The organism is Lacrimispora amygdalina (assembly GCF_900205965.1).
Lineage (GTDB): Bacteria > Bacillota > Clostridia > Lachnospirales > Lachnospiraceae > Lacrimispora > Lacrimispora amygdalina_A.
Genome location: NZ_OAOF01000014.1, coordinates 36,406 through 53,975, shown reverse-complemented (window position 1 = coordinate 53,975; position 17,570 = coordinate 36,406). Strand labels below are relative to the sequence as shown.

The following is a 17,570-nucleotide window of genomic DNA, read 5'->3' as shown; positions in this document are numbered from 1 at the left end:
ATGATATTTTGATGAAAAACTAAGATAAAAATATCAGTTATTTTAAAGGAAATGATTTTACTTTTAAATGTTAACAGGCTCTTTCCTTCTTTTCCTTGTTATTTAATTAAATTATGTTAAACTATTTTAAGAATGATACGAGGAGACTTAATTATGAAACAAGTAAATTTACTAGAAGATCCTGTGAATAAATTATTTGCAAGATACTTACTTCCATCAATTAGTGCAACAATGGTCACATCAATCTATATATTAGCTGACACTCTGATGATTGGAAGGGGTGTGGGGGCCATTGGAATTGCCGCTTTAAATATACTGCTGCCCCTGTTCAGTCTGTTTTTTGCCACCGGTATGCTGTTTGGAGCAGGAGGAGGAATTCTCTTATCAGTATCAAAAGGGAAAATGAATGATTTAGCAGCAAATCAGTATTATACGTCTGCATTTCTTATGGCTGTAGTGATGAGTGCGGTTTATACAGTTTTGGGACAAGTATTTTTCACACCTGTCACCAGGTTTTTAGGAAGTAATGAAACAATGGCTCCTTATGTGGAGGAGTATGGAAGAATATTGATATCCGGTGCTCCGGCTTTTTTATTTTCTTCTTTTTATCAGGTATTTGTGCGCAATGACAAAGCTCCCAAAATTGCTATGACTGCTGTGGTATCCGGGGGAGTTTTTAATATTATCCTGGATTATATTCTGATATTTTCCATGAAGATGGGTATGGCAGGGGCTGCGGCTGCCACAGTGACAGGTTCAGCCCTAACGCTTGTAATTCTGCTGACGCACCTGGTTTCAAAAGAAAATACCCTGCGATTTGTTGCAGGAGCACAGATTGGACAGGCGGCGGAAGTGGTAAAAAACGGAATTTCCAGCTTTTTGCTGGATATGTGCAATGGGGTTGTCACGTTCCTTTTTAACCGCCAGATTCTTTCCATAGCCGGAGAGCTGGGAGTGGTGGTTTACGGAATTATATCCAACAGTTCCTATATTGCATCATCTGTCAATAACGGGATATCCCAGGCAGTCCAGCCAATCCTGGCAACGAATTTCGGTGCAGGTAAAAAGGAGAGGTTAACAAAAGTGAGGCAGCTGGCAGAGAGAACAGCCCTTATATCCGGAGCTGTGTTTGCAGTGACAGGACTTCTGGTTCCAGCGCTGGTGACAGAAGCGTTTGTAAAGCCCGATCCGGAAATTCTGGCTATGGCGGTCCCAGCAGTAAGAATTTACTTCCTGTCCTTTGCCGCAATGGGTATGAATGTGTTATACACGACCTGGTTCCAGTCAGTCATGAAACCTGCGGCTGCACTGAAAATCTGCCTGCTTCGGGGGATTGTATTAAACAGCTTTCTGGTTTTCCTTTTTCCCGCTTTCATGGGAATCACCGGAGTCTGGGCAGTTATGCCTGTGACAGAAGCACTGACCCTTGTGGTATGTCGAATTATGTTGAAGAAACAGGACTCTTGACGAATGAAGTTTCGTATATACGAACGAAAATCGCATATCGGAAAAAGACAGACTTTGTAAGTGCTTTCAATGCAATTGTATTTAAAAAAGAGAAAATTACTTTAAATAATCAATGAAAACCTCTTTACTACCCCTTTAATTGTGCTATAATACTTTCAGGGCTTTTCCGCAATGGAAAGCGCGGGGGAGCAGCATAATTTACACATTTTGAGGAGGATTTTACTTATGGCAAGAAAATGGGTTTATTTGTTCACTGAGGGTAGTGCAGATATGAAAAACCTGTTAGGTGGCAAAGGGGCAAACCTGGCAGAGATGACCAATTTAGGTCTGCCGGTTCCGCAGGGGTTTACGATTACGACTGAGGCATGTACTCAGTATTATGAAGATGGGAAAACGATTAATGACGAGATTATGGGGCAGATCATGGATCATATCGAAAAGATGGAGAAAATCACCGGCAAAAAGTTTGGTGATAATGAAAATCCACTTCTGGTCTCCGTTCGTTCCGGAGCCAGGGCATCCATGCCAGGCATGATGGATACGATCTTAAATCTCGGATTAAATGAGCAGGTGGTGGAAGTGCTTGCTGAAAAATCTGGTAATCCCCGCTGGGCATGGGACTGCTACAGAAGGTTTATCCAGATGTTCTCTGATGTAGTTATGGAAGTGGGAAAGAAGTACTTCGAAGAACTGATTGATGAGATGAAGGAAAAGAAGGGCGTGACCCAGGATGTGGACCTGACTGCAGAAGATCTAAAACAGCTTGCAGTACAGTTTAAAGAAGAGTATAAGAAAAAAATCGGTTCCGATTTCCCGACTGATCCCAAAGAACAGTTAATGGAGGCGATCAAAGCCGTATTCCGTTCCTGGGACAACCCAAGAGCGAACATTTACCGCCGTGACAACGATATTCCTTACTCCTGGGGAACCGCTGTTAACGTTCAGATGATGGCATTTGGAAACATGGGAGAAACCTCGGGTACCGGTGTGGCATTCACCCGTGATCCTGCGACTGGTGAAAAACATCTGATGGGAGAATTCTTAATGAATGCCCAGGGAGAAGATGTAGTTGCCGGTGTGAGAACTCCGCAGAAGATCGAACAGTTAAAAGAGATTATGCCGGAAGTATATCACAAATTTGTAGGCATTTGCAGTATTCTGGAAGATCATTACAAAGATATGCAGGATATGGAGTTTACCATCGAAGATAAGAAACTTTATATGCTTCAGACCCGTAACGGCAAAAGAACAGCAAAAGCTGCTTTAAAGATTGCCTGTGATTTAGTTGACGAGTTTATGATCACAGAGGAAAAGGCAGTTAAGATGATTGACCCGAGAAACTTGGATACTCTGCTTCATCCTCAATTTGATGCAGAAGTATTAAAGAAGACAGAGCCGGTTGGAAAAGCACTGGCCGCATCTCCGGGTGCTGCCTGCGGTAAGATTGTATTTACTGCAGATGATGCGAAAGCATGGAAGGAACGAGGCGAAAAAGTGGTTTTAGTCCGTTTGGAAACCTCTCCTGAAGATATTGAAGGTATGAAGGCTGCTCAGGGTATTCTGACTGTAAGAGGAGGAATGACCTCTCATGCAGCGGTAGTTGCAAGAGGAATGGGAACCTGCTGCGTATCTGGTTGTTCAGAGATAGCCATGAATGAAGCAGCGAAAAAGTTTGTTCTTGCAGGTAAGGAATACCATGAAGGAGACTGGATCTCTCTGGATGGATCTACCGGACGGATCTACGATGGAATTATTCCTACAGTAGACGCAGCTATTGCCGGAGAGTTCGGAAGAATCATGGCATGGGCTGACAAATATAGAAAACTGAAAGTAAGAACCAATGCAGATACACCTTCTGATGCAAAGAAGGCCAGAGAGCTTGGTGCAGAGGGAATCGGTCTTTGCCGTACCGAGCACATGTTCTTTGAAGGAGACAGAATCGACGCATTCCGCGAGATGATCTGTTCCGATACGGTTCAGGAAAGAGAAGCAGCACTGGAGAAAATTCTTCCGGTACAGCAGGGTGATTTTGAGGCTCTCTACGAGGCACTGGAAGGAAATCCTGTTACAATCCGCTTCTTAGATCCGCCTCTTCATGAGTTTGTACCTACAGAGGAAGAGGATATTAAAAAGCTGGCTGAAACACAGGGCAAGACTGTGGAGCAGATCAAGACAATCATTGATTCTCTTCGCGAGTTCAACCCGATGATGGGACACAGAGGATGCCGTCTTGCTGTCACTTATCCGGAGATTGCAAAAATGCAGACAAAAGCAGTGATACGCGCTGCAATCAACGTTCAGAAGGCACATCCGGACTGGAATGTATGTCCTGAAATCATGATTCCTCTGATCTGTGATGAGAAGGAATTAAGATTTGTGAAGAAGATTGTTGTTGAGACTGCAGATGCAGAGATTGCAGCAGCAGGCAGCAAATTAACATATCAGGTAGGAACCATGATTGAGATTCCGAGAGCAGCACTGACTGCAGATGATATTGCAAAAGATGCAGAATTCTTCTGCTTTGGAACCAATGACTTAACTCAGATGACCTATGGTTTCTCCCGTGATGATGCAGGCAAGTTCTTAAATGCCTACTACGATACCAAGATCTTCGAGAGTGATCCATTTGCAAAGCTGGACCAGACCGGCGTAGGCAAGCTGATGGAGACTGCAATTAAGTTAGGCAAAGGAGTACGTCCTGATATGCATGTAGGTATCTGCGGCGAGCACGGCGGAGATCCTTCTTCCGTTGAATTCTGCCATAAGATTGGTCTTGACTATGTATCCTGCTCCCCGTTCCGTGTGCCGATTGCAAGACTGGCAGCAGCACAGGCAGCTATCGCCGAGTCACGTCAGTAAAAGATGCAAGCTGTTTTTTGGGAACTTTTGAAATCTCCAAAGATTTCATGAAGCAAAGTATGAGGATTTATCATCCGGAAAATACTTTCCATTACCCAGAAAAGCTTGAAATAAAGCTATTCCTAGTATAGGGTGTCTGCTTAGACACCCTATATTTTTTTACTTAAGAATAATTTCAACCAGGCTGTAATGAGAGCTAGACACAAGAAATTGTTGACTGCATTCGACAAAAATTCGAAGCATTTGTTTCGAAAATCGTAACACGAAAAATGACCCATTTTTGATTTTGTTTCGAAAATCGAAACTTTGAAGGAGGTTTAAAAATGTCGGAATTTACAGCTAAGAAGCTTAAAGAAGCACGTGTGAGAGCAGGATTGTCACAGGATGAAGCAGCTAGTCTTATGAAGTTGAATAAGAGAGCTATCAGTCAGATTGAAGCGGCACAGAGAAATTTATCTGCTGATGAACTTGCACAGTTCTCTCGTATTTATGAAGTTGATGTAAGAGAATTACTGTTCCTAGAGTTTACAGAAGCCGGTGAAGAGCAGAGACTTGCAGCTAAGTACAGTTCGTTCTTTAAATTACTTGAGAAATTATCTGATCGTGATATTGAAGATGTTTATTGGGTAATAAAGCGTAAGGTTGAAGGAGTGCTTTAAAAACTAAATAAGACTCAGGATGCCCGCATTGCAGATTACACCTGCTTTGCGGGTATTTTTTAAGTTGACATATACGCAATGACTACATTATAATTTAGATAGAGATATACGCATTGACTACATTATAATTTAGATAGAGATATACGCATTGACTACATAAAGGAGGCGGCTATGAAGAAAGAAATCTACAATGTTGAAGGCATTGAAATTGAAGTAGAACATATAGATAAGGATGATGCTGATCGTGAACGTAGACTTATAGCATATCAGTTTAAGGCTATTAGAGAACAAGCTGGTATGAATCGTAAAGACTTTTCTGATTGGCTTGGAATTCCTTATCGAACAATGCAAGAATGGGAGCTGGGACGTAGACAGGCTCCAGATTATGTTCTTCGATTGATTGCTTATAAAGTTAAGATGGAGAAGGAAAGGGGGAACCTATAATGACAGTATTGTATGGTATTGGAACAGTTTTAAGAGTTATCCTTAGAATAGCATTATTACCTGTACAAGCAGTTCTTACATTGCTGATGCTTGCAATTGGTTTTATCGGTGGCCTAGCAAATCTTGTATGCTGGGTGCTGGGTGTTTTCTTTGTGATTGGTGGTATTTGTTCATTTATTAATGGATCTGCTTCTCTTGGATGGCAAGGACTTATTGTAGGTATTCTTGTTGCAGTGGTTCCTCAGGCATTAACTCTATGGGGAGCTGAAGGGATTGGTTGCTTAAAGGAATTATTAGCAAGAATATAAAGCTATAGTGCATTAAGATAAGAAGCAGCACGAAAAAGTGCTTATTTTGAGAAATTGGAAGTTATGATATGTGTGCTTGACAAAAATACTCCTATATCGTAGTATAAAACTACGATATAGGAGTATTTAATTATGAAGACAAATGGTGGATTTCTTGTTACAAAAATAAAACAGCTGGGTGATCGTATATTTGAAAGGATACTGGCAGAAAAAAACATTGATGCATTTAACGGAGCTCAGGGAAGGATTCTTTATGTCTTATGGCAGGAAGATGGTGTTCCTATTAAAATTATTTCCGAGAAAAGCGGACTTGCAATTACTTCACTTACAACCATGCTTGAGCGGATGGAAAAAAACGGACTGATAAGCCGCAAAACTGATGAAGCTGATAAGAGAAAAACTCTTCTGTTCCTCACAGATAAAGCCAAAGAACTTAAAGGAGCTTATGACTCCGTATCCAATGAGATGGGGAATATTTATTATCGCGATTTTACGGATAAAGAGATTATTCAGTTTGAAGAGTATCTTAACCGCATCAGGGTAAACCTTGAGGAATGGAGTGACAAATGAGTATTTGTATTAAAGATCAGATTCAGAACATGAATCTTGTAATTGGGTGCAATGTAGGATGTCCATACTGCTATGCCAGAAACAATACGAGGCGTTATCACATCATAGATGATTTTGAAAAGCCACAGTTTTTTCAAGGAAAGCTTCGTATGATGGAAAAGAAAAAGCCGCAGAATTTTCTGCTGACCGGTATGAGCGATCTCTCGGGCTGGCATGAGGAATGGAGAGAGGAAGTCTTTAAAAAGATAGCAGAGAATCCTCAGCACCAGTTTCTTTTTCTTACCAAACGACCGGATCTTCTGTCTTTTGAAACAGATCTTGATAATGCATGGTTTGGCGTCACAGTTACGAGAAAGTCTGAGTTATGGCGTATTGATGCACTGCGGAGCAATGTGAAGGCAAAAAAATATCACGTTACCTTTGAGCCTTTGTTCGATGATCCGGGTAAGGTTGATCTTACAGGCATTGACTGGATTGTGGTGGGAACCATGACAGGTGCAAAGAGCAGGACTGTTAAAACAGATCCCGTGTGGGTTTATTCATTGACAGAACAGGCTCATGAACTGAACATTCCTGTATTCTGGAAAGAAGATCTTGTTCCGATTATGGGAGAAGAAATGATACAGGAAATGCCGGATGCTTTTAACAAAGTGCTGGAGGAACAGAGAATATGGAACAAGCAGAAATCAAAGTAAATCATATAGAAACAAAAAGTGTAATGACAAAATCGAATACTCCTATTGGAGGATATTCGGTGAATCCCTATGTGGGGTGTCCCCATGCCTGTAAATACTGCTACGCATCTTTTATGAAACGCTTTACAGGGCATACGGAGGAATGGGGAACCTTCATGGATGTGAAAGACTGGCCTGAAATAAAGAATCCAAAGAAGTATGCCGGCCAGAAGGTGATCATTGGAACAGTTACGGATGGTTATAATCCGCTAGAGGAAACATATAAAAATACAAGAAGACTTTTGGAAGAACTAAAGGACAGTGGTGCGGACATACTTATCTGCACAAAGTCAGACCTTGTACTAAGAGATCTGGATCTGCTAAAAGAGATCAATGAAAATAACAGACTTACAGTATCATGGTCAATCAATACTCTCGATGAAGAGTTTAAAGATGATATGGATGCGGCAGTAAGCATAGAAAGAAGGCTTGCTGCAATGAAAGAGGTATATGCGGCAGGCATTCGTACAATTTGCTTCATTTCACCCGTGTTCCCGGGGATTACGGATATAGAAGCAATCATAGACAGGACAAAAGATCAGTGTGACCTTATATGGCTTGAGAATCTGAATCTTCGCGGAGGTTTTAAGGCAGATATCATGAAATACATTTCCGATAAACATCCGGATCTGGTGCCGCTGTATGACGAAATTTATAACAAAAAGAACCGCAGCTATTTTGAAGCGCTGGAAAAGAAAGCAGAAGAGCTGGCTAAAAAGTATGATTGCAGGTTTGTTGATAATGAAACTCCGTATGAGAGAGTAGAAAAAGGACATCCAACAATCGTAGATTACTTTTACCACGAAGAAGTAAGAGGAACTGCCAATAGTGGAAAGAGAAATGTAATACATAATCCTTGATGGAAGAATAAACCGGAAGTTAATCGCACAAATTCAAATTTGTCGACCTAATTGAATATTGAACGTTACATAGCAGTTATCTCAATCGAGATAGCTGCTTTTTAGTACCATAAAAGTGTAGTTGTTAGAGAGTAATTAACTCTGACATCTGCACTTATTTTTTTATAATAAGGGGAGTAATTGGTATGGCGAGCTGCTTTTTGGATTATCACATCCGGCAACAAAAACTGTCAACCAACCCCTTATTATAAGTATTCGCTTAAGCAGGTAGGGATAAGCTCCCGTGTAACCAACTAAAATGAATGGTAATAAGTGTGGGTGGTAAACAATTACTAATTCAAGTATAGGAGGTTATGTATGATCAGCGTAGGTATTGATGTTTCAAAGGGAAAAAGTACAGTGTGTATACTGAAACCTTATGGAGAGATTGTCGCAAGCCCATTTGAGGTAAGGCACACAGAGAGTGAGTTGAATAATCTGATTCAAATGATTCAGCGGCTGGATGGAGAAATTCGTATAGTTATGGAGGCAACCGGCATATATCATTTGCCAATGTTGTCAGCGCTTCAAGACCAGAACTTTTTTGTGGCTGTGATCAATCCTTTTGAAATGAAGGAGTATGCATCCAGAGGACTTAGAAGGGTAAAGACCGATAAGCAGGATTCAATCACTATCGCGAACTATGGAATTGATAACTGGTATCGCTTGGAAAACCATCAAGGAAGTGACGATGTGTACTCAGAACTAAAGCTTTTGGGAAGGCAGTATTGCCATTACATGGAGCTTCACGTAAAGGCACTGCTTGAATTAACGCATATGCTGGATTATACAATGCCAGGAGTAAAGAAGGAGTTTAACAGTTGGAATGAGAGCAACGGGAAGGACAAACTAAGTGATTTCGTAGAGAGGTACTGGCATTTCGATAATATAACGGCGATGACCAAAGAAGACTTTATTGAGGACTATATTTCCTGGGCTGCCGAAAAGAAATACCACCAGAATCGAACAAAAGCAGCTACGCTTTATGATCTTGCATCTGATGGTATCCCAACATTGCCTGCCAATACCCCATCGACCAAAATGCTAGTATTGGAAGCAGTAAGGGTACTTCGAGAAATCGACAGTACCTTACTAAAGATAATAACACGAATGAAAGAACTGGCAAAGACACTTCCTGAATATGAAACTGTACGAGCGATGGGAGGTGTTGGGGATGTCTTGGCACCTAAACTGATTGCGGAGATAGGCGATATAAGAAGATTTCATAGTGGTAAGGCGCTTATTGCATTTGCAGGTATAGATGCACCGCCATATGAGTCCGGCCAATTTGTGGGAACTAATCGAAAGATTAGCAAACGTGGTTCAAAGCTACTGCGCAAGATTGGTTATGAGACAATGAGAGTTTTAAAAACGCACAAAGCTCCAGAGGATGATGCGGTATACCGGTTTATTCTAAAGAAAGAGGCCGAAGGGAAATCTAAACGTCAGGCTAAGATAGCAGGACTAAATAAGTTTCTGCGAATTTACTATGCTCGTGTAAGCGAAGTTTACAAAGCATAAAAAGTAGAAAATATAGCTTATTATTGGCTGATAAAAGTCAGCCTTTTTAGTGTGCACAAAAATAATAAGAATAGGGCAAAAAGAAAACCTGCTGGGAAAAGCAATTTTACGCTTGACTTTTCTTAGCAGGTTTTTGTGCTCATTTTGAGCAGTAACTATTCACTATTCAAAGAAGGTATCTAAGATGAGTAAGAAATATATTAGAGTTCAGAAAAACTTCAACAAAAATGGCATCTCAGGATGATATTGATCGATTTTAGAGAAGCATGGGCTTTTTCTCACTTGGATAGATTTCCGCACAGATGCTGGCAAAGTCATCTGGGGAAATCGACATTCCTTTTTCAAACCAGAGAATAAAAGAATTAAAGATTCCGCCGGTATGATAATATACGGAAATCTCTTTGATGAAATCATGCTCCAGATGCTGCTTGTCTATGAAGATCATGTTAAGTACATCAAGGAGAAGATAAGAAAGCCCTGCTTTATGGATGAGAAGCAGTTCATTCTTTTTCTCATAAAAAGTGTTGAAATGGACTCTTAGATAGCTTCGCATGGATGCTTTGACATTCTCATCAATACTGTCGAGGCTCTTTTCGAGTAGCCTGGCATAGAAGCGGCGGATGATATCCTCCTTGGAGTCAAAGTTACGATAATATGTGGATCGGTTCACTCCTGCTTTTTCCGTGATCTGACCGATGGTGATACTGTTGTAATCTTTTGTATGCATGAGAATAAGCAGGGCTTCCACGACATAATCCCTTATCATTTCGTTGGTAACATTTTTATGTTTCATAGCGCCTCCTGTTAAGCAACAATTTATTTGGCTTTGTTGCACCTAGTACTTGAAGTGTTGAAATGGTTTTTTGTTTGTGATATCTTGATTATGCAACAAATGTTGCATAAAGTCAACCGTAGGAGGAAATAAGATGGATATCAAAGCAATCGATCATAATGTAAATGTATTGGCAATGAAAAAGAATGGAAAGCGCTATGGAATGTGTGTTGCATGGGCTACACAGATTTCTGCTGATTACATCCTGTGCGCAGTCGGTGGACAGAGCAGTACAGGGAACGCCATAGAAGAAGGCGATATTGTTGGCTTCTCAAATCTTGCAAATGGACAGCAGATGGTCTGCTTTACTTTGGGTGATATGGAGAAGCATTCGGATACTGTGGATAAGCTTGCGAGTATATCCTACACAGAGGATGATGGAGCTATCCTGATTGACAACGCAAGAACTGCAATCAAGTGCCGTGTGATAAAGAGAGTGAAGATTGAAGGCGTGGATACGGCAAATATGGTTTGCCTTGAGATGCTTTCCGGAAAAGAAAATGATGTTCCGGCTCTTCATATTGCCGATCTTGGAGGTATGTAAATGCTGCTTGACTTTAATTCTATGCAGGAGATTACCTGTCCGGGCATGAATGATGGAACCGGCACTATGTCATCAAGGATGTATGCGGATGCTGAAAACAGGATGGTCTACTGCCGCATTCATCCGGGCAGTTCCATTGGGATGCATACACATAATGGAAGCGCCGATATTAATTATGTGATAAGCGGGCATGGCAAAGCAATCTGTAACGGGGAAGAGGAAGAACTGACTCCCGGAACATGCCATTACTGCAGGAACGGCCAGAATCACAGTATCATAAATGACGGTGATGAGGATCTTGTGATATTTACGGTTGTTCCGAAGTCTGTGGAGGTTTGATAATTGCTGGAATATATATTTAACAAAGAACTGAAAGAGGCGGTCATCATAAAGCGCAATTCGCAGTTTACCATGAATGTGCTGATTGATGGCCGGGAAGAAAAATGTCATTGTCCCGCCACGACCAGGATTGGAGACGTAGATGTGGCCGGTCTTCATTGTCTTGTTTCCGTGAGCGATGACCCAAAGAGAAAACTTAAATATACAGTAGAAGCAGTTTCGATGGACAATCCTGATGAGAAGGATAAGAAATGGGTGGGAATTAACCTGATTCTTTCAAACAAGATCGTAGAGTTTCTGCTGAGTACGCATCAGTTGGATAATATGGTATCCGATTACGATGAAGTGAAGCGGGAGGTCTTTCTTGGTATTTCAAAATTGGATTTTCTTGTGGGGAGCACTTACCTTGAAGTAAAAACGCCTCTTACAACAATCAACGTGAAATATGGCGATAAGGTCAAGACAAAGAAGGTAACGCCGTTTTCTTCCACAGATAGAATGGTAAAACACGTGAAGGAACTGGCAGGGTCACTTAAAAATCATGAGAGGGCAATCCTGCTGACAGTGCATCAGTATGAGCCTACTGAAATAAAGCCGCATCTTCATAGCACAAATTTTGAAGAAGTATCAGCGGTGATGCGTGAGGCTGTTGGAAAAGGCGTGGAGTGCTGGAATGTTGATCTGAAATTTTCCCCTAAAGGGGTAAAACTTATTGGCATAACAAACACAACGGATGATCTGTTGAAATATTAATATTCTTTCACGGAATATGAAAATCAGCTGGCAACTTCCTGTTTGTTGAGTTCTTGACCGACATTGTCTCGTTTTGACTCGTTTTGTCTCGTCTCGACCGACATTAGCACTTTTCTTATAGATTTAACGGTGCTATTATTATCATAGACAAGTGAGAGGTAAACAAAAGCCACTCACTTGTTTTTCTTTTGCAGAAGAATAGGAAGCAGATTTAAGCGTCCACATGACCAAACCCTCAAGGTCGTGTGCGGCGCTTTTTTTGTTACCCGAAACCGGAAAGCGCGCGCCGGTGTTTCTATTAAAACTGTCAAAGAAAAGGAGAAAATTGAATATGGATTATGAACGTTTCAAAGAAGGTTTCCAGGATGCCTTAAAGGCTGAACTAGCTGTTAGAGGAGCTGATGTTGAACTTACTGCTCGAAGAGTAGATAAGATGAATGAAAGCTATGATGCTATCACAGTAAGACCTACGGACAGTTCTATTGGAGTAAACATCAGCGTTGAAAAGGCGTTTGCTGCTTATGAGAATGGAACGCCAATCCCTGAGATTGCAGAGCATTTTGCTGATGCAGTAGAGAAAGGATTCCGTGAATCCCCTCAGGTAGATTTGGAGTCGCTTTCTGATTATGAGCAGATGAAGAGCAAGCTTTCTATGGAAGTGGTATCTGCAGAGAAGAATGCAGAACTTCTTGAAAGCGTACCTCATGAAAGAATGGAGGATATGGCGGTTGTTTATCGCTTTGTGCTTGATCAGACAGATTCCGGTAACGGGACAATCCTTGTTACTAATCAGTTGCTTGATCAGTATGGCATTACCAAAGAGCAGCTTCGCGCTGATGCCATGGAGAATGCACCTGAAATCAGACCATCTGAGATCAGAGGTATGTCTGAAGTGATGAGTGAACTTGCACCTGGCATGATTCCTGAGGTTGCACCGGAAGATGAGCAGATGTTTGTTGCTACAGTTCCGGATAAGATTCATGGAGCCGGTGTTATCGCATATCCGAATTTCATGGAGGATGCAGCTCAGAAGATGGGCGGTGACTTCTTCGTTCTCCCAAGCAGTATCCATGAGGTGTTGCTTGTAAAGGACAATGGCCAGATGACAGCCAAGGAGCTGGAAAACATGGTCAAAGAGGTCAATGCTACTCAGGTTGAGCCTGCAGATCAGCTTACGGATCATGTTTATCATTACGACAGTCAGAATCATATTTTTGAGCTGGCTGATAAGTATGAGGAACGTCAGCGTGAGGCTGAACATGATGCACCTGATAAGGATTCGGTCCTTGGAGATCTTAAAGAAAAGAAACAGGAGATTGCAAAGAAAGATCCGGCTAAGGATGCAGCAACAAAGGCTGCAACCAAGAAGCATGAGACTTCTTTATAAGCTCCATCAATAAGTAAGAGAGAGGCTTCCCTATTTTTAGGGAGGCCTTTTTCAATGGCGAAAGGAGATATCTAAGATGAGTAAGAAATATATGAGAGTTCAGAAGAACTTTAATAAGAATGGCATTTCAAGAGTGCCTCACAGTGTAGCACCTAAGCTTGGCCCAGTTACACCTTGCAATTGCAGTAATCCTTGCCCTTACGGTAATGGAAGATCATTTTGCTTTCCCTGCTATAAGAATCTTGTTGCTGACAGCAGAAGTAACAGTGTTGCTACAGGTAATGCCTAAAGAGGTGTGGTATGGACTTTGGCTATTTTCATGAAGAAGAGTCTGAGCAGTTTGCCTTCTATAGGATTCCCCAGGTGCTCTTTAAGGATGAAAAGTTCGCAAAGCTTTCTACGGATGCCAAGGTTCTGTATGGATTATTTCTGAATCGGGTATCCCTTTCCAAGAAGAATCACTGGATTGATGAAGAAGGCAGAGTGTATGTCTATTACACCCTTGTCAGTATCCAGGAGGATTTGCATTGTGCAAGTCAGAAGGCATTAAAGCTTTTAAAGGAGCTTGAGAGCTATGGACTTATCGAAAGAGTTAAGCAGGGACTTTGTAAACCTGACAGGATCTATGTGAAGAATTTTATCCTGCTTCAGGAATCACCAGACCGGAGTGGTGAAAATCACCATGCCGGTGTAGTGAAAATCACCAGACCGGAATGTCGAGAATCACCACCTAATAATACTGAGTTAAATAATACTGAGTGTAGTAATACTAATCTTATCTTATCTAAGAGCAGAGAAGATGAGAGGGAGCTATACAGACAATATTTATACCAGTCACTGGATATAGAGATACTCAAAGAGCGCTATCCCTATGGAGTAGAAGAGATAGATGAGATTTTTGACATAATCCTGGATGTGCTGTGCAGCAATCAGAAGTTTATCACTATATCCGGGGATAAAAAGCCTATTAACGTAGTGAAAAGCAGATTCATGAAGCTGGATAGCAGCCATATTCAGTTTGTAATGGACAGTATGAAGGACAAGACTACAAAGGTTCGCAATGTAAAGAAATACATAGTGGCAGCACTTTATAATGCGCCAATTACGATTAACAACTATTATCAGTCGCTGGTCCAACATGACATGGCGACAGGAAAAATCTAAGGAGGAATGACAATGGAACAGATTACAATTGATATTCAGCTTGATCCTATGAAGGATGGAATAAAAGTACCGGAGACAGATGTATCCAGGCCAGATGCTCATGCTGTGATTCTTGGAACCAACGGCAAAATCAGACAGATTTCTATGAAGGAAGCAGAGACAATCCTTGATCAGATGGCTACTTGTGGGGCAGGAACTCACCTTGGAAAGTCAGATTATATTGCTGTTTACAACAAAGATAAGCTTTTTAAGGCTGAAGGTGAGGAGTACCTGGTAGGCAGTGTTCTCATTTTTCAAAGAGCAGGGAATGTGCTCAAGGCTATTCCTGATGATGAGATTGGTGATCTCTTAGAGGTTGCTATGGCACAGATGGATACTTTGAAGGCAGGAGATGCCTGCTTTTCTGCAATGCGTGTTGATTAAGGGAGGAAAATCATGAGTAGAACAATACCAAGAGCCTATGTTACTGCAGCATGGAATAAGAATCCGGTTATAGCAAAAGAGGATGCTAAGAAATACTGTCAGGAACTGGTAAAAGAAGGATATCTTCCACTTTGCCCTATCCTTGCTTTTGATGGAATCTTTTCAGCTGAGGACACAGAAGCTCATAAGAGATTCAAGGAGATGTCTGAAGATCTGCTTCGTAGAGCAAGATTCCTTGTTATCTGTGGTAATAAGCAGAATGAAGAAGTGAAGGATGATATCGCAATAGCCAGAAAATCCAAGGTTATTGTGACAACCTTAGATGGAGTAATTGGCCTATGATGGGTGGATTTCAGGAAGGGGGCGATAGATTATGGTAAATGAAGAACTATCAGCCAAGTCGCTTCATTTTGTGGTTGATTATGCTGTGAAGCCTGCAGCAAAAGAAATCATAAAATCTTTGGAAAAAATCTGTCTCCAGCTTAAAGCACAGAATCAAAAGCAAAAGGAAAAAGTTAAAACAGGTAAGATGCCTGTGAAAAAGCTCATTAAGCAGGGCAAAGGTGCTCAGAAAATTGAGCTGGATGGTGAAGATATCCATTTGTTTAATCGCCTTGCCAGGAAGTACGGTGTAGATTACGCCGTGGTAAAAGATAAAGAGGCTGGTACGTATAAGATCTTTTTCAAGGCTCAGGATGCAGATGCTATCTCTGATCTGGTGGCTGATTATACCAAGAGAACCCTTGGAAAAGAAAAAGGTGCAAAGGAGAGCGTACTTGGTAAGCTTAAGAAACTTAAGGAAAAGGTTGCTTCTATACCTCGCAAGGTAGTAGAGAAGAGGAAGGAGCAGACACGATGAATCAGAAATTAAAAAAGAAGATTATCCTGAATATCCCTTATGTTGCAATAGGTCTGTTTGCCACCAATTTAGGTGAGGCCTGGAGAATTGCAGACGGGATGAATGTTTCGGAAAAGCTTCAGGGGCTTATTATCGGAGGTGGATTTCAAACCGCATTTACGAATCCGCTTCCTAGTTTACATCCCTTTGATTTACTCATTGGTGCAGCCTGTGGCGCAGCACTACGACTTGCAGTTTATCTAAAGGGAAAGAATGCAAAGAAGTTTCGGCATGGACAAGAATATGGTTCAGCCAGATGGGGGAAGCCCTCCGACATAGAACCTTTCAAAGATCCTGATCCGAAGAATAATGTGATTCTCTCCCAGACAGAGCAGATTACACTTAGTTCCAGACCGTCTCAGCCAAAGTACGCAAGAAATAAGAACGTGCTGGTTGTAGGTGGTTCCGGTTCAGGTAAAACGAGGTTTTTTATTAAGCCGAATTTGCTACAGTGTGACAGTAAGGATTATCCTTGTTCATTCGTAGTAACTGATCCAAAGGGAAGCGTAGTTCTTGAATGTGGCAATGCACTTTTGAAGAAGGGGTATCGAATTAAAATCTTCAATACCATCAACTTTAACAAGAGTATGCATTACAATCCTTTCGCTTATATTCATAGTGAGAAGGATATCCTAAAGCTTGTAACTACGCTGATTGCCAATACTAAAGGAGAAGGAAAAGGTGGTGATGAATTCTGGGAAAAGGCCGAAAAATTGCTGTATTCAGCGCTTATAGGCTACATCCATTATGAGGCTCCGATAGAGGAACAGAACTTCACAACACTTCTTGAAATGATTAACGCAATGGAGGTCAGAGAAGATGATGAGGAGTTCAAAAACGCAGTCGATATGCTCTTTGATGAGCTGGAAGAAAAAGATCCAAATCATTTTGCAGTTCGCCAATATAAGAAATACAAATTGGCAGCTGGAAAGACAGCTAAGTCAATCCTTGTAAGCTGTGGTGCGAGATTAGCACCATTCGATATCAAGGAGCTTCGAGAGATTACAGCTTATGATGAATTACAACTGGATACGATCGGTGATAAGAAAACGGCGTTGTTTCTGATTATGTCAGATACGGACGCCACTTTTAATTTCCTGATATCTATGGTGTATACGCAGCTGTTTAATCTCCTTTGTGAGAAGGCTGATGATGTTTACGGTGGAAGGCTTCCGGTTCATGTAAGGTGCCTTGTGGATGAGTGCGCCAATATCGGACAGATCCCTAACCTGGAGAAGCTGGTTGCAACCATCCGCTCCCGTGAGATTAGTGCCTGCCTAGTGCTTCAGGCAAAGTCACAGCTTAAGGCAATCTACAAAGATAATGCTGATACCATTATCGGTAACATGGATTCACAGATTTTCCTTGGAGGAACTGAGAAGACAACGCTTAAGGATCTTACAGAGATTCTTGGCAAGGAAACCATTGATATGTACACCACAGGAAATACCAAGGGCTCCCAGGAGTCTTACAACATGAATTATCAGAAGCTCGGAAAAGAGCTGATGAGTATGGATGAGCTTGCAGTTATGGATGGCAGTAAATGTATCGTGCAGGTGAGAGGTGTGAGACCTTTTCTCTCAGATAAGTATGACCTGACAAAGCATCCAAACTATCCGCTAACAGCAGATTATGACAAGAAGAATTGGTTTGACATTGAGAAATATCTTAACAGAAAGCTTGTCCTACATCCAAATGATGAATACGAATTATTTAACGATGCCTAGGCTAATGGAGTATAAGAGAAGAAATTTTTCACTGACATTTTT

General features: G+C 41.4%; 20 protein-coding genes. 19 read left to right on the top strand and 1 reads right to left on the bottom strand.

Annotated elements, in window-relative coordinates; genetic code table 11:
* Positions 1-153: 153 nt before the first annotated feature.
* The 9 genes from CRO04_RS17530 to CRO04_RS17490 all read left to right on the top strand — a co-directional run bounded on the left by CRO04_RS17530 (position 154) and on the right by CRO04_RS17490 (position 9,461).
* On the top strand, positions 154-1,467 hold the full coding sequence (locus tag CRO04_RS17530) for an MATE family efflux transporter (protein WP_097005537.1): 1,314 nt from the start codon (positions 154-156) through the stop codon (positions 1,465-1,467).
* Between the two features lie 225 nt (positions 1,468-1,692).
* Positions 1,693-4,326: a pyruvate, phosphate dikinase gene (gene ppdK / locus CRO04_RS17525; protein ID WP_097005536.1), complete on the top strand. Its 2,634-nt coding sequence runs from the start codon at positions 1,693-1,695 to the stop codon at positions 4,324-4,326.
* Positions 4,327-4,649: 323 nt separating this feature from the next.
* Positions 4,650-4,985 (top strand): helix-turn-helix transcriptional regulator, encoded by a 336-nt coding sequence (locus CRO04_RS17520; RefSeq protein WP_097005535.1) that lies wholly within the window; start codon positions 4,650-4,652, stop codon positions 4,983-4,985.
* 171 nt (positions 4,986-5,156) lie between these two features.
* A complete protein-coding gene (locus CRO04_RS17515) occupies positions 5,157-5,429 on the top strand; it encodes a helix-turn-helix domain-containing protein (RefSeq protein ID WP_097005534.1) in 273 nt (90 codons plus the stop codon).
* A complete protein-coding gene (locus tag CRO04_RS17510; RefSeq protein WP_097005533.1) occupies positions 5,429-5,737 on the top strand; it encodes a hypothetical protein in 309 nt (102 codons plus the stop codon). Before CRO04_RS17515 ends, CRO04_RS17510 begins: the two co-directional genes overlap by 1 nt.
* 132 nt (positions 5,738-5,869) lie before the next feature.
* Complete coding sequence (locus tag CRO04_RS17505; protein WP_097005532.1) at positions 5,870-6,307, top strand: radical SAM mobile pair system MarR family transcriptional regulator; 438 nt, start codon at positions 5,870-5,872, stop codon at positions 6,305-6,307.
* Positions 6,304-7,002: a radical SAM mobile pair protein A gene (locus CRO04_RS17500; protein WP_097005531.1), complete on the top strand. Its 699-nt coding sequence runs from the start codon at positions 6,304-6,306 to the stop codon at positions 7,000-7,002. The genes CRO04_RS17505 and CRO04_RS17500 overlap by 4 nt, the downstream gene beginning before the upstream one ends.
* Positions 6,978-7,901 (top strand): radical SAM mobile pair protein B, encoded by a 924-nt coding sequence (locus tag CRO04_RS17495; protein ID WP_097005530.1) that lies wholly within the window; start codon positions 6,978-6,980, stop codon positions 7,899-7,901. The genes CRO04_RS17500 and CRO04_RS17495 overlap by 25 nt, the downstream gene beginning before the upstream one ends.
* Before the next feature lie 357 nt (positions 7,902-8,258).
* Entirely contained in the window at positions 8,259-9,461 is a 1,203-nt protein-coding gene (locus CRO04_RS17490) for an IS110 family transposase (protein ID WP_097005529.1), read from the top strand.
* 256 nt (positions 9,462-9,717) lie between these two features.
* Here the strand turns inward: CRO04_RS17490 and CRO04_RS17485 are convergent, their stop codons facing one another.
* Entirely contained in the window at positions 9,718-10,254 is a 537-nt protein-coding gene (locus CRO04_RS17485; RefSeq protein WP_097005528.1) for a TetR/AcrR family transcriptional regulator, read from the bottom strand.
* A 133-nt stretch (positions 10,255-10,387) separates the two neighbouring features.
* On the opposite strand from CRO04_RS17485, the gene CRO04_RS17480 reads away from it, so the two are divergent.
* From CRO04_RS17480 to CRO04_RS17435, 10 genes are all read left to right on the top strand, one after another.
* Entirely contained in the window at positions 10,388-10,837 is a 450-nt protein-coding gene (locus tag CRO04_RS17480; protein ID WP_097005527.1) for a flavin reductase, read from the top strand.
* Complete coding sequence (locus tag CRO04_RS17475; protein ID WP_166432602.1) at positions 10,838-11,176, top strand: cupin domain-containing protein; 339 nt, start codon at positions 10,838-10,840, stop codon at positions 11,174-11,176.
* A 3-nt stretch (positions 11,177-11,179) separates the two neighbouring features.
* Entirely contained in the window at positions 11,180-11,929 is a 750-nt protein-coding gene (locus CRO04_RS17470) for a DNA/RNA nuclease SfsA (protein ID WP_207654468.1), read from the top strand.
* Positions 11,930-12,260: 331 nt separating this feature from the next.
* Complete coding sequence (locus CRO04_RS17465; protein ID WP_097005526.1) at positions 12,261-13,316, top strand: DUF5688 family protein; 1,056 nt, start codon at positions 12,261-12,263, stop codon at positions 13,314-13,316.
* A gap of 76 nt (positions 13,317-13,392) precedes the next feature.
* On the top strand, positions 13,393-13,605 hold the full coding sequence (locus tag CRO04_RS17460) for a hypothetical protein (protein WP_097005525.1): 213 nt from the start codon (positions 13,393-13,395) through the stop codon (positions 13,603-13,605).
* Between the two features lie 11 nt (positions 13,606-13,616).
* Complete coding sequence (locus CRO04_RS17455) at positions 13,617-14,480, top strand: DUF6017 domain-containing protein (protein ID WP_097005524.1); 864 nt, start codon at positions 13,617-13,619, stop codon at positions 14,478-14,480.
* Between the two features lie 12 nt (positions 14,481-14,492).
* Positions 14,493-14,903: a hypothetical protein gene (locus tag CRO04_RS17450; protein WP_074758297.1), complete on the top strand. Its 411-nt coding sequence runs from the start codon at positions 14,493-14,495 to the stop codon at positions 14,901-14,903.
* A 12-nt stretch (positions 14,904-14,915) separates the two neighbouring features.
* The gene (locus CRO04_RS17445; protein ID WP_097005523.1) at positions 14,916-15,245 is read left to right on the top strand and encodes a hypothetical protein; all 330 of its coding nucleotides are present in this window, start codon (positions 14,916-14,918) and stop codon (positions 15,243-15,245) included.
* 31 nt (positions 15,246-15,276) lie between these two features.
* The gene (locus CRO04_RS17440) at positions 15,277-15,762 is read left to right on the top strand and encodes a PcfB family protein (RefSeq protein WP_097005522.1); all 486 of its coding nucleotides are present in this window, start codon (positions 15,277-15,279) and stop codon (positions 15,760-15,762) included.
* Positions 15,759-17,528 carry a VirD4-like conjugal transfer protein, CD1115 family gene (locus tag CRO04_RS17435; protein ID WP_097005521.1) on the top strand — a complete coding sequence of 590 codons (1,770 nt, stop codon included), beginning with the start codon at positions 15,759-15,761 and terminating at the stop codon, positions 17,526-17,528. Before CRO04_RS17440 ends, CRO04_RS17435 begins: the two co-directional genes overlap by 4 nt.
* Positions 17,529-17,570: the final 42 nt, after the last annotated feature.

Coding starts and splice junctions, on each gene's coding strand:
- CRO04_RS17460 (WP_097005525.1), top strand. CDS start 13,393: ATGAGTAAGAAATATATGAGAGTTCAGAAGAACTTTAATAAGAATGGC.
- CRO04_RS17490 (WP_097005529.1), top strand. CDS start 8,259: ATGATCAGCGTAGGTATTGATGTTTCAAAGGGAAAAAGTACAGTGTGT.
- ppdK (WP_097005536.1), top strand. CDS start 1,693: ATGGCAAGAAAATGGGTTTATTTGTTCACTGAGGGTAGTGCAGATATG.
- CRO04_RS17510 (WP_097005533.1), top strand. CDS start 5,429: ATGACAGTATTGTATGGTATTGGAACAGTTTTAAGAGTTATCCTTAGA.
- CRO04_RS17530 (WP_097005537.1), top strand. CDS start 154: ATGAAACAAGTAAATTTACTAGAAGATCCTGTGAATAAATTATTTGCA.
- CRO04_RS17450 (WP_074758297.1), top strand. CDS start 14,493: ATGGAACAGATTACAATTGATATTCAGCTTGATCCTATGAAGGATGGA.
- CRO04_RS17475 (WP_166432602.1), top strand. CDS start 10,838: ATGCTGCTTGACTTTAATTCTATGCAGGAGATTACCTGTCCGGGCATG.
- CRO04_RS17465 (WP_097005526.1), top strand. CDS start 12,261: ATGGATTATGAACGTTTCAAAGAAGGTTTCCAGGATGCCTTAAAGGCT.
- CRO04_RS17500 (WP_097005531.1), top strand. CDS start 6,304: ATGAGTATTTGTATTAAAGATCAGATTCAGAACATGAATCTTGTAATT.
- CRO04_RS17455 (WP_097005524.1), top strand. CDS start 13,617: ATGGACTTTGGCTATTTTCATGAAGAAGAGTCTGAGCAGTTTGCCTTC.
- CRO04_RS17515 (WP_097005534.1), top strand. CDS start 5,157: ATGAAGAAAGAAATCTACAATGTTGAAGGCATTGAAATTGAAGTAGAA.
- CRO04_RS17480 (WP_097005527.1), top strand. CDS start 10,388: ATGGATATCAAAGCAATCGATCATAATGTAAATGTATTGGCAATGAAA.
- CRO04_RS17505 (WP_097005532.1), top strand. CDS start 5,870: ATGAAGACAAATGGTGGATTTCTTGTTACAAAAATAAAACAGCTGGGT.
- CRO04_RS17445 (WP_097005523.1), top strand. CDS start 14,916: ATGAGTAGAACAATACCAAGAGCCTATGTTACTGCAGCATGGAATAAG.
- CRO04_RS17495 (WP_097005530.1), top strand. CDS start 6,978: ATGGAACAAGCAGAAATCAAAGTAAATCATATAGAAACAAAAAGTGTA.
- CRO04_RS17520 (WP_097005535.1), top strand. CDS start 4,650: ATGTCGGAATTTACAGCTAAGAAGCTTAAAGAAGCACGTGTGAGAGCA.
- CRO04_RS17435 (WP_097005521.1), top strand. CDS start 15,759: ATGAATCAGAAATTAAAAAAGAAGATTATCCTGAATATCCCTTATGTT.
- CRO04_RS17485 (WP_097005528.1), bottom strand. CDS start 10,254: ATGAAACATAAAAATGTTACCAACGAAATGATAAGGGATTATGTCGTG.
- CRO04_RS17440 (WP_097005522.1), top strand. CDS start 15,277: ATGGTAAATGAAGAACTATCAGCCAAGTCGCTTCATTTTGTGGTTGAT.